The sequence below is a fragment of the Nonomuraea sp. NPDC050691 genome, assembly GCF_040654455.1.
GTDB lineage: Bacteria > Actinomycetota > Actinomycetes > Streptosporangiales > Streptosporangiaceae > Nonomuraea.
On record NZ_JBFAIA010000235.1, the window covers coordinates 1 to 10,690 of the forward strand.

General features: G+C 73.8%; 10 protein-coding genes. 6 read left to right on the forward strand and 4 right to left on the reverse strand.

The genetic code is table 11. From position 1 onward, the window contains the following. A partial coding sequence (locus tag AB0H81_RS41040; protein ID WP_358386712.1) for an NAD(P)H-binding protein occupies positions 1-524 on the reverse strand: 524 nt, incomplete at its 3' end. A 22-nt stretch (positions 525-546) separates the two neighbouring features. On the opposite strand from AB0H81_RS41040, the gene AB0H81_RS41045 reads away from it, so the two are divergent. Together AB0H81_RS41045 and gndA are read left to right on the forward strand one after the other, a co-directional pair. After that, the gene (locus tag AB0H81_RS41045) at positions 547-1,239 is read left to right on the forward strand and encodes an HAD family hydrolase (protein ID WP_358386715.1); all 693 of its coding nucleotides are present in this window, start codon (positions 547-549) and stop codon (positions 1,237-1,239) included. A gap of 79 nt (positions 1,240-1,318) precedes the next feature. Beyond that, positions 1,319-2,743 carry an NADP-dependent phosphogluconate dehydrogenase gene (gene gndA, locus AB0H81_RS41050; RefSeq protein WP_358386717.1) on the forward strand — a complete coding sequence of 475 codons (1,425 nt, stop codon included), beginning with the start codon at positions 1,319-1,321 and terminating at the stop codon, positions 2,741-2,743. Between the two features lie 187 nt (positions 2,744-2,930). Here gndA and AB0H81_RS41055 read toward each other — a convergent pair whose 3' ends face one another. After that, complete coding sequence (locus AB0H81_RS41055; RefSeq protein ID WP_358386720.1) at positions 2,931-4,181, reverse strand: alpha/beta fold hydrolase; 1,251 nt, start codon at positions 4,179-4,181, stop codon at positions 2,931-2,933. 77 nt (positions 4,182-4,258) lie between these two features. On the opposite strand from AB0H81_RS41055, the gene AB0H81_RS41060 reads away from it, so the two are divergent. The 3 genes from AB0H81_RS41060 to AB0H81_RS41070 all read left to right on the forward strand — a co-directional run bounded on the left by AB0H81_RS41060 (position 4,259) and on the right by AB0H81_RS41070 (position 6,115). Beyond that, positions 4,259-4,699 (forward strand): MarR family transcriptional regulator, encoded by a 441-nt coding sequence (locus AB0H81_RS41060; protein WP_358386723.1) that lies wholly within the window; start codon positions 4,259-4,261, stop codon positions 4,697-4,699. Positions 4,700-4,869: 170 nt separating this feature from the next. Then, the gene (locus AB0H81_RS41065; protein ID WP_358386726.1) at positions 4,870-5,298 is read left to right on the forward strand and encodes a type II toxin-antitoxin system PemK/MazF family toxin; all 429 of its coding nucleotides are present in this window, start codon (positions 4,870-4,872) and stop codon (positions 5,296-5,298) included. 82 nt (positions 5,299-5,380) lie between these two features. Beyond that, positions 5,381-6,115, forward strand: coding sequence for a tyrosine-protein phosphatase (locus AB0H81_RS41070; protein WP_358386728.1), 735 nt, complete (start codon positions 5,381-5,383; stop codon positions 6,113-6,115). Between the two features lie 19 nt (positions 6,116-6,134). On the opposite strand, the gene AB0H81_RS41075 is transcribed toward AB0H81_RS41070, so the two are convergent. Continuing rightward, the gene (locus AB0H81_RS41075; RefSeq protein ID WP_358386730.1) at positions 6,135-7,340 is read right to left on the reverse strand and encodes a Cmx/CmrA family chloramphenicol efflux MFS transporter; all 1,206 of its coding nucleotides are present in this window, start codon (positions 7,338-7,340) and stop codon (positions 6,135-6,137) included. 640 nt (positions 7,341-7,980) lie between these two features. Here AB0H81_RS41075 and AB0H81_RS41080 point away from each other — a divergent pair. Next, positions 7,981-9,465: an FAD-dependent oxidoreductase gene (locus AB0H81_RS41080; RefSeq protein ID WP_358386733.1), complete on the forward strand. Its 1,485-nt coding sequence runs from the start codon at positions 7,981-7,983 to the stop codon at positions 9,463-9,465. Between the two features lie 206 nt (positions 9,466-9,671). Here the strand turns inward: AB0H81_RS41080 and AB0H81_RS41085 are convergent. After that, the coding region (locus AB0H81_RS41085) for an FAD-linked oxidase (RefSeq protein ID WP_358386736.1) at positions 9,672-10,690 on the reverse strand (1,019 nt) is incomplete at its 5' end.

Sequence of the window (10,690 nt, forward strand, 5' to 3'; positions counted from 1 at the left end):
CGCGGCACCGTGCCGCGCGGCACCTCCGGCTCCAGCCGGACCCGGCCCGCGCCGGGATCGTCGGTGAGCCCGCCCGGCCGGACGATCGTCCAGTCGAGGTCGCGGCCGCGCAGGTCCTCCTCGGCCTGGGTCTTCGCGGTGATGTAGGCGGCCCACACCTCGTCGCCCCGCGCCGGCGGCCTGCCCGCGCCCATGGAGGAGATCTGCAGGAAGCGGCGCACCCCCGCCCGCTCGGCCGCGTCGGCCAGCAGCGCGGACGCGGCCCGGTCGACGGTGTCCTTGCGCGTCACCCCGCTGCCCGGCCCGGCGCCGGCGGCGAACACGGCCGCGTCGGCGCCGTCGAGCACGGCGGCCAGCTCCTCGACGGTGACCTGTTCGAGGTCGCACACCACGGCCCGGGCCCCACCGGCCTCGACGTCGGCCACGTGCGCCGGGTTGCGCACCAGGCCGACGGCGGCGCCGCCGAGCAGCCGCTCCAGCCGCAGCGCGATCTTCCCGTGACCGCCCGCGATGATGATCCTCATTCGCTCATGGTGTCATGGAGCAATGACCCACTTCCCGCAGGCCCCCACCCCGGCGTTCCTGTTCGACCTCGACGGCACCCTGATCGACAGCGTGTACCAGCACGTCATCGCCTGGCGGCAGGCGCTGTCCGGGATGGGCATCGACCTGTCGGTGTGGCGGATCCACCGGCGCATCGGGATGAGCGGCGGACTGTTCGTGAGCGCGCTGCTGCGCGAGACCGGGCTGAAGCTCACCCAGGAGCAGATCGACGAGCTGCAGAACACCCACGCCGACGCCTACACCGAGCAGGTGCGTTCCGTCCGCCCGCTGCCCGGCGCCTCCGAGCTGCTGGCCGAGCTGTCGTCGCGGGGCGTGCCGTGGGCGATCGCCACCAGCGGGTACGCCCGCACGGCGCGGCTGGCCCTCGGCATGCTCGGCCTGCCCGAGGACACGCCGATGGTCACCCGCGACCTCGTGCGCCGCGCCAAGCCGGACCCCGACCTGTTCCTGGCCGGAGCCGCGCTGGTCGGCGTGGACCCCGCGCATGCGATGGTGGTGGGAGACAGCGTCTGGGACCTGCTCGCCGCCCGCCGGGCCGGCGCGCTCGGGATCGGGCTGCTGTCGGGCGGTTACGGCCGGGACGAACTGGAGCGCGCGGGCGCCTTCCGGGTGTACTCCGACCCGGCGGACATGCTGGGCCGGCTGGACGAGCTCGGCGTGCGCGGCACCGAGTGACCACGACGATCGGCGGGGCGGGAATATCCGGTCGAACTCGTGAGGCTTGACCGTGCGTATCCCCCACAGAGGAGCTGACATGGACTTGGCAGACATCGGCGTCACCGGTCTCGCGACCATGGGACGCAACCTGGCCCGCAACCTGGCCAGGAACGGCTACGCGGTCGCCGTGCACAACCGTTCCGCGAGCCGTACCCACGACCTGGTCAAGGAGTTCGGCGGCGAGGGCACGTTCGTCGCCTCCGAGGAGCTCGCGGACTTCGTGGCCTCGCTGAAGCGCCCCCGACGGGCGATCATCATGGTGAAGGCCGGTGCGGGCACCGACGCGGTGATCGACCAGCTCGCGGAGCTGATGGAGCCCGGCGACATGATCGTCGACGGCGGCAACGCGCACTTCGCCGACACCCGGCGCCGCGAGGCGGCGCTGCGCGAGAAGGGCATCCACTTCGTCGGCACCGGCATCTCCGGCGGCGAGGAGGGCGCGCTGAACGGGCCGAGCATCATGCCCGGCGGCTCCAAGGAGTCGTGGGAGGCGCTCGGGCCGATCCTGCAGGACATCTCGGCCAAGGTCGACGGCGTGCCGTGTGCGGTCCACGTGGGCCCCGACGGTGCCGGGCACTTCGTCAAGATGGTGCACAACGGCATCGAGTACTCCGACATGCAGCTCATCGCCGAGTCGTACGACCTGCTGCGGCAGGCGCTCGGCGCCACCCCGGCCGAGCTGGCCGAGGTGTTCCGGGAGTGGAACCAGGGCGATCTCGGCTCGTACCTCATCGAGATCACCGCCGAGGTGCTGGACCAGGTCGACGCGGCCACCGGCAGGCCGTTCGTGGACGTGGTGGTCGACCAGGCCGAGCAGAAGGGCACCGGCCGCTGGACCGTGCAGAGCGCCCTCGACCTGGGCGTGCCGGTCACCGGCATCGCCGAGGCGGTCTTCGCCCGCGCGCTGTCCGGGCACCCCGAGCAGCGCGCCGCCGCCGCGGGCCTGGAGGGGCCGAAGCTGTCGGGCGTGGGCGGGCGCGAGCTCATCGAGGACGTGCGGCAGGCGCTGTACGCGTCCAAGATCGTCGCGTACGCGCAGGGCTTCGACCAGATGGCCGCCGCCTCCAAGGAGTACGGCTGGGACCTCGAGCTGGGCGCGATGGCCACCATCTGGCGGGGCGGCTGCATCATCCGGGCCAAGTTCCTCGACCGGATCCGCGCCGCGTACGACGCCGACCCGGCGCTGCCGACGCTGCTCGCGGACCCGACGTTCGCGGGGGCGCTCAACCTGGCGCAGGACGCCTGGCGGCGGGTCGTCACCACGGCCGTCCAGATCGGCGTGCCGACGCCGGGCTTCTCGTCGGCGCTGGCCTACTACGACGGGCTGCGCCGCGACCGGCTGCCGGCGGCGCTGGTGCAGGGACTGCGCGACTACTTCGGCGCGCACACGTACCTGCGGGTGGACCGGGAGGGCGCCTTCCACACGGACTGGTCGGGCGACCGCGCCGAGCGCTCCGCCTGACCGTCCGGCACCGTCGGACCGTCTCGGCGCCTTGCCGGGTGGCGGTGTCTGCGCCTGACCGCCGGGTGGTCGCTGTATCGCCGCCCCCAGGTGCGGGCATCGCCCCTGGCGCGGAAGACGTGCCGCTCCCGCGGACCCGGGTCCACGCCAGGACCGGCCTCCGCTCCCGCGTCGAACTCGCCGTCGCCTACGAACGCGGCGAGGTGTGATCTGCGAGGACGTGCGCGATCAGGCCGGTCACCTGGTCGGGGGCCTCCAGCGGCAGATGGTGGGCGGCGTCCGGCACCACCCGCAGGCGGGCGGCCGGGATGAGTTCCGCGATCTCGTTCGACAGTTCGACGGGCATGGCCCGGTCGTTCGCGCCGGCCACGACCAAGGTCGGCGCCTGGATGCCGGGCAGCAGGTGGCGGATGTCGGGGCGATGCAGCACCGCGGCGTCGAGCGCGAGCGGCATCGCGGCCGGGTCGTGGCCGACCATCACATCCAGTTCGGCGGCGGCCGTGGCGGGATTCGCCGTGCGCCAGCGCGGATCGGTGGCGGCCTCCTGCACCTCGCGCATCACCGCGTGCCGCTGTTCGGCCGTGCCGGTGCCGAGCACCGACCGGCGGCGCCGCCACAGGTCGTGACGTTCGGCGGGCTCGGGACGGGCACTGGTGCCCGTCAGCACCAGGGACCGCACCAGATCCGGGCGGCGGGCCGCCAACCGCATGGCGATCATTCCGCCCTGCGACTGGCCGACAACCACGACCGGGCCCCAGTGGCTCTCCTGGATGAGCAGGGCGATGTCGGCGGCGATGTCGTCCAGGGTCCAGCCACCGGCAGGCCAGGTGCTGGCACCGTGACCGGGCAGGTCCACCCCGACGCAGCGATGGGTGTCGCTCAAGGCGCGGATCTGGGCGGCGAACATCGAGCGGTCGGCGAACAGGCCGTGCAGGAACACCACCACCGGACCGGATCCGGTGTCGTCATAGCCGTAAACGGTGTCGTTGACCCGCACCTGCCGCGCCTGAGGCGGCGCGGTGAACGCCGTGGTGCCGGTGTCGAAGGCGGCGGCCAGGGCGAGCGAGTCCTCGAAGATCTGGTAGCGGCCGATCTTCCCGTCACGCACGGTGAAACGGATCGCGTAGTCCCCCTCGACGGTGCGTCCGGTGGCTCTGACCAGGAGATGGAAGCGACCGCACACCACCGCCTCGTCGCCGTGACCGATGACGGTGGACACCTGTCCGCCACGTGGTTCGAAGGCGGACGGGAAGTCCGCGAGCCACTGCGCGACACGGTCCCGGCCCTGGCGCAGACCGACGGTGGGCACGCCGGGGGCGCCGTCCACGTGCCAGATCACGTCCTGGGAGAGCAGGCCGAGCGCGCTGTCCACGTCGCCCTTGCCGAACGCGTCGAGGTAGGCCAGGGCAACGTCGGCAGGGGTTGTCGAAGGGGTCATCAGGCTTTCCTTTCGATAGCAGGGCACCGATGCCATATCAGGCTACCTGATAAAAGACAGGGGCTTATAATTCGCTCATGGATCCTGAATTCCTGCCCCGGCGCCGCCTCCTGACGGCGATCAAGAACGCCGAGCACGCCACCCAGCAGGTCAAGGACGCCGCCGTCCGCACGGCGGGGCTCACCATGGCGCAGTACAACGTGATGATCCTCCTCACCGAGACCCCCGGCATCACCAGCGCCGAACTGGCCCGCCGCTGTTTCGTCAGCCCGCAGTCGATGAACGAAACGGTGGCCAAGCTGGAGAAGGCCGGCCTGATCGAACGCTCCCCGCACCCCTTGCACCGGCACGTCCGCGAAACCGTGGTCACCCCGGCCGGCCGGAGACTCCTGGACGAGGCGGACGATCGCGTGCTCGAACTCGAACGCCTGCTGCGCGACCGCATCCCGCGCGACCAGCAAGAGATGCTCCGCGACCTGCTCGCCACCATCGAAGCACTCGCCCAACGGCAGGAGTGACCACCGGCGTCGCCGCCTTCCACCCGTCGCACCGGTCCCCGCATCCGGGCGCCACGGCGAGGCGAAGGCCTGGCGCGCCCGGCGCGACCACCAGTGGCAGGGGCAGCCGCGCGGGTGAATCCGTCGGGCCGTCGTGGGCGGACAGGGCGCCGAGAGCCTAGGATGCCCACGTGTTCGATCAAGGTGAAGACCCGCGCCCGGCGCGTGGCGCGGTGCGCGAGATCCACTCGACGGCCCAGGCCGCCACGCTGGCCTACTCCCCCGACCTCGACGGCCTGGCCGACCCCGGTGAGATCGTCTGGGCATGGGTGCCGTACGAGGAGGACCCGTCGCGCGGCAAGGACCGCCCGCTGCTGGTCGTCGGCCGCACGGGACGCAGGCTGCTCGGCGTCATGCTGTCCAGCAGGGGCGACGGCGGCCCGGAGTGGCTGGAGATCGGCGCGTGGGGCCGTGACGGCAAGGTGTCGCACGTGCGGCTGGACCGGGTGTTCGTGCTGGACGAGGACGACATCCGGCGCGAGGGCGCGGTGCTCGACGTCGACCGGTTCACGCGGGTCGCGGCCCGGCTGATGAAGCTGTACGGCTGGCGGGCGGGCTGACCGATGGCCGTCGTCAGCACCGGGTAGTCGTCCCCGCCGAAGACCAGGGAGCCCGTGCGGGAGCCCTAGTAGGGTCGGCCGGGTGACAACACGACACATCTCGTTCGAGCGGGTGCACAACTTCCGGGACCTGGGCGGTTACCGTACGCGGGACGGGCGCTCGGTGCGCTGGGGGCGGCTCTACCGGGCCGACTCGCTGTCGAAGCTGCGGGACGCGGACTGGGACCGGTTCGTGAAGCTGGGCGTGCGCACGGTCATCGATCTGCGCTACCCGTGGGAGATCGCCGCCAAGGGGCGGGTGCCGCGCCTCGACGGGCTCACGTACCACAACCTCAGCGTCGAGCACCGCCCGTACGACCAGGCGGCGCTGGACCCGGGCATCGACACGGCCCGCTACCTCGCCGACCGGTACGCCGAGGTCGCGCACGACGGCGCTAAGGAACTGCGGCAGGCGCTGGAGGTCATCGCCTCGGACGACAGCGCGCCCCTGGTGTTCCACTGCGCGTCGGGCAAGGACCGCACCGGGCTGCTCGCCGCGCTCGTGCTCACGCTGGCGGGGGTGGAGGAGGATGTCGTCGTCGCCGACTTCGCCCTGACCGACCTGGCGGCCGAGCGGCTGATCGCCGACTGGCGCGCCGCGCACCCGGACCGCACCCTCCTGTGGCCGGGGTACGGGCGGGCGCCGGCGGACATCATGAGATTCTTCCTGGCGGACCTGGCCGCCGCCCACGGCTCCGTCGAACGGTACGTCGCGGAGCACCTGGGCGTGGACGGCGACCTCGTGGAGGCGCTGCGGGGGCATCTGCTGGAGCCGTGACGCGCTCCGGCCCCGCCGGTCAGTTCGCCGGTGTCCTGGGCCGGCCGGCCGGGGCGCGTCCGGCGGCGCGGTCCATGACGCGTTCCGCGGCGTGGGCCGCCGCCGCGACGGCCACCGCGACGGCGACCAGCGATGCGCTCACCCAGACCGGCGAGCGGTAACCGAGACCGGCGCCGATCATGAGCCCGCCGAGCCAGGGACCCGCGGCGGCGCCGGCGTTGAAGGCCGCCGTGGCGAAGCTACCGGCCAGCGTCGGCGCCTCCGTCGCCGCGTACAGGACCTGGGACACCAGCGTCGAGCCGACGGCGAACGACAGGGCGCCCTGCGTGAAGACCAGCACCGCCACGGCCACCGGCGAGCCCGCGAGCGCCGCGAACACCGCCCAGCCCGCCACCAGCGCCACACCACCGGCGCTCAGCAGGAGACGTGGACGGCTGTCGGCCAGCCGCCCGCTCACGGTCACCCCGGCGAACGAGCCGAGGCCGAACAGCGCCAGCAGCCCGGGCACCCATCCCGGCGCGATCCCGGCGACGGAGGTGGCGAGAGGGGCGAGGTACGTGAACGTGCAGAAGGTCGCGCCGTTGACCAGCGCGGCCGTCAGAAGCAGCATCATGAGCCCGGGGCTGCGCAGAGCCCTCACCTCACGTCGCGCGCCGCTTTTGATCGTCCCGGTACGGGCCTCTGTGGCCGGGACGGAGCGCAGGACCGCCGCGACGGCGGGCACCGACAGCAGGGCCACGGCCCAGAACGCCGACCGCCATCCCCACAGTTGCCCGAGCGCCGCCCCGGCCGGGACGCCGGCGACGCAGGCCAGGGTGACGCCGCCGAGGAGGATCGACGTGGCGCGCCCCTTGGCCCCCGGTGGCGCCATCGCGGCGGCGGTGGCCACGGCCACCGCGAGGAACCCGGCGTTGGCCACGGCCCCGGCGAACCGGGTGGCCAGCAGCACCTCGAAGCTCGCGGTGACCGCGCCGAGGACATGCAGGAGCAGGAACGAGACCAGGAACACGAGCAGTGCCCGGCGGCGGGGCCAGCGCATGCTGAGCGCGGCCATCAGAGGGGCTCCGACGATCATCCCGGCGGCGAACGCCGAGGTGAGCGACCCGGCCGCCGGGACGGAGACGCGCAGGTCGGAGGCGATGTCCGGGACGAGGCCGGACAGCATGAACTCGGACGTTCCCATGGCGAACACCGCCAGTCCGAGGAGATGAAGGGCGAAAGGCACGGCGAAACTCCGCAACGATGTCGTGGATCGGAATGTCGTGGATCGAATGTCATGGATCGAATGTCATGGATCGGATCGACAGGCGAACGGATGCGGGCCGCCGGCCGTGCTCTCCGGAAGGCGGTGGGGCGTCACAGCCGGAGGCGGCTGCGGCGCGGCCATCGGCGCCACGGGGGAGGCTCCGGCACGGCACGCGCCCACCCGCTTCCGGGGCGAACATCGCGTGCTCCGCGAGCTCCGAGGCATCGGGAGCCTCTGCGCGCCGGGAAATCCGGGCGACGAGAGGACCGGGTGCATCGAGCGAGCCCGGGCGTCGGAGAGCCGAGGTGCCGGAGACGGGTGGGCGCGGCCGGCGTGCTGAGGTCCTCCAGCGTCACGGGAGTGACGTGCTGGTCGAGGCGGACACGGCCCGCGCTGGCGGTGGTTCGGTGGCGGCAGCGGACGCGCGCGAGTGCCCTCCGGCCTCAGTGGGGGCGGGAGGGGTGCCGGGCGACGTCGAAAGAGGCCACCGGACGACCGGTGGCTAAGGTCTTGACGCCTCGGGGCTGGACATGGGTCCCAACCCTAGCGACGCCTTCCGATCATGTCCAAGCGTTTTGTCCGGCCGCTGGTGTTCCGGCCTGACTGGAATCATGGCGGCATGCGGGTCGTAGTGATCGGAAGCGGGATCGTCGGGGCAAGCACCGCGTACCACCTGAGCCGTCGCGGAGCGGACGTCATCGTGGTGGACGCGGCTCTGGAGGGACAGGCCACGGCGGCCGGGGCGGGAATCGTGTGCCCGTGGGTGGACCATCCCGAGGACGACGCCTGGTACGCCCTGGCCCGCCTGGGCGCGCGGCACTATCCGGAACTGGTGGAGGCGCTCGGCGAGGACATCGGGTACGAGCGGGTGGGGGCGCTGCTGGTCGCCGAGGACCCGGCGGAGCTCGGGCCGGTGCGGGCGCTGCTGGAGCGGCGGCACGCTGAAGCGCCCGAGATGGGCGAGGTGACCGTGGTGCCCGATCCTTCGCAGTTGTTCCCGCCGCTGGCTGAGGGGTTGAGCGCGATCCACGTGCCCGGGGCGGCACGAGTGGACGGCCGGGCCGTACGTGACGCGCTGCTGCGCGCTGCGGTGCGGCAGGGGGCCGAGCTGCGCGCCGGCACGGCGGCCCTTACGGCTGGGGGCGAGGTCCTGCTGCGTCCCGTCGACGCGGACGCCTACCCGGCCGACGACCTCGGCGGCGATCGGGGCGCTCCCCCGTCGGCCGGTCCCGCGCCAGGGCATGGCGGGTCGGGGCTGGGCGCGCACGGGCGGGCGGACGTGGGTGGCGACGGGTCGTGGCGGCAGGCGGCCCCTCTCCCCGCTGCTCACCCCGGGTCGCGGGCGGACGCGTGGGACTCCGACACCTGTAAGTCGCAGGACGGCGGGCCGGGGTCCCGGTTCGCGGAAGGCGAGTCCTCTGCGGGTACGGCCCAGGGTGAGCCTGGGCCGGGGACCGCGAAAGGCAGTTCCTCAGCGGGTACGGCGGAGGATGGTCCTGGGTCGGGAACCGCGAAAGGCGGGTCGCCTGCGGTGGGCCACGGACGTGTGGCGGGGCGGGCGAGGGCGGGCGACGCGGTCGGGGAAAGGGTCGCGGCCGATGTGGTGGTCGTGGCGGCCGGGGCCTGGAGCGGGGCCGTGTGCCGGCCGCTCGGCGTGGAGGTCCCCGTGTTCCCGCGCCGCGGCCAGATCGTGCACGCGACCCTCGACGGCGTCGACACGGCCGGGTGGCCGATCGTGCTTCCCCACGTCGGCCCGTACCTGCTGGGCTTCCCCGGGTCCCGCGTGGTCATGGGGGCGACGGTCGAGGACGTGGGGTTCGTGCCGCGCGTCACGATGGGCGGGCTGGACGAGGTGTTGCGCGCCGGGCTCCGGCTCGCGCCCGGCCTGGCCGGGGCGGCGGTGACCGAGACGCGGGTGGGGCTGCGGCCCGTGCGGGCGGGCGGTCCGCCCCTGGTGTGCCGTGTGGGCGAGCGGGTGGTGGTCGCCACGGGGCTGAGCGCGTACGGGCTGACGGCGGGGCCGTTCGCTGGGCTCCTCGCCGCGCGGCTCGCGCTCGGCGAGCCCCCGCCGCTGGACCTGTCCCCGTACCGGCTCCCCTCCTGACACCTCAACGCTCTCCCGATGGCCGCCCTGACCGTCCGCCCTCCCCGACCACCCCGGCCGCCCTTCCGGCCCGACCGGCCTCAGGTCTGGAAGCCCACCCCCGACCGTCCTCACCTCGGGAAGCCCGCCAGATCCCGGGACGCACCCGCCCCGTGCCGCGCCCGCCCGGCCGGTCGGCGGCTGAACCCGCGCCGTCCGACGCGGGTTCAGCCGCCGACCGGGAAGTTGGCGCGGAAGACGTCCTGCGGGTCGTGGCGGCGTTTGACGGTCCGCAGCCGGGCCAGGGCCTCCGGCGTGAAGGCGTCGGCCGCGGTCTCGCCGGGGTTGAGGAAGGTGTACGGCTTGCGGCCGCTGACCGGGAGGGCGCCTGCGAGGTCGCGCTGCCTGGCCGTGACGGCCTCGGCCGTGGCCGGGTCGGCGGGGATGCCGAACAGGTACAGCGCGTACGGCTCGGCCAGAGCGCCGTGCGGGCTGTCGGACGGGCGGGCCAGCGCGCCCCCCAGGTGCCGGATCTGCACGCTCAGCAGCGGCGCGACGGGGTCGGCCAGCAGCATCTTGGCCGCCGTCTCGTCGAGCCCGGTCAGCAGCTCGCCCCGGGAGGAGCCGGCGCCGGGGTCGGTGGGCTCGGCGGTGATGGAGCCGAGCTCGGCGGCCGACATGACGCCTCTGCTGTCGGACAGCGGCGCCGCCAGGCGGTCCAGCGGGGCCAGCAAATCCCGGGCCTCGGCCGGGTCGCCGAGGTAGGTGGCGTCGACGGCGACCATGGGGTCGGCGCCGGGGAAGTGGAGCAGGTCCAGCCAGACGGTCAGCTCGTCCGGGGCCGTGGCGGTGATCCACCGGTAGGCGTCCATGACGGCGGGGGCGTGCTCGGCGGTCCACAGGACGCGGCCGCCGTACAGGCGCGGCGCGGGATGCAGGGCCAGCTCCAGCGCGGTGACGATCGCGAAGTCGCCGCCCCCGCCGCGCAGCGCCCAGAACAGGTCGAGGTCGGCGTCCGCGGTGACGTGCCGCGGTCGCCCGCCGGCGTCGACGACGTCGAACGCGGTGACGCTGTCGGCGACCCAGCCGTACGCGCGGCCGAACCAGCTCAGCCCGCCGCCGAGGGCGACGCCGGCGACGCTGACGACCGGCGAGCTGCCAGGCAGGCCGGTCAGGCCGTGCGGCGCGGCGCGGCGAACCCGCCGAGCCCCCGGCTGCCCACCACGACGGTGTCGGCCGTCTCGGA

Excerpts from the sequence above, each read along its gene's own strand:
- AB0H81_RS41060 (WP_358386723.1), top strand. The coding sequence starts at position 4,259 with ATGGATCCTGAATTCCTGCCCCGGCGCCGCCTCCTGACGGCGATCAAG.
- AB0H81_RS41080 (WP_358386733.1), top strand. The coding sequence starts at position 7,981 with ATGCGGGTCGTAGTGATCGGAAGCGGGATCGTCGGGGCAAGCACCGCG.
- gndA (WP_358386717.1), top strand. The coding sequence starts at position 1,319 with ATGGACTTGGCAGACATCGGCGTCACCGGTCTCGCGACCATGGGACGC.
- AB0H81_RS41055 (WP_358386720.1), bottom strand. The coding sequence starts at position 4,181 with ATGACCCCTTCGACAACCCCTGCCGACGTTGCCCTGGCCTACCTCGAC.
- AB0H81_RS41045 (WP_358386715.1), top strand. The coding sequence starts at position 547 with ATGACCCACTTCCCGCAGGCCCCCACCCCGGCGTTCCTGTTCGACCTC.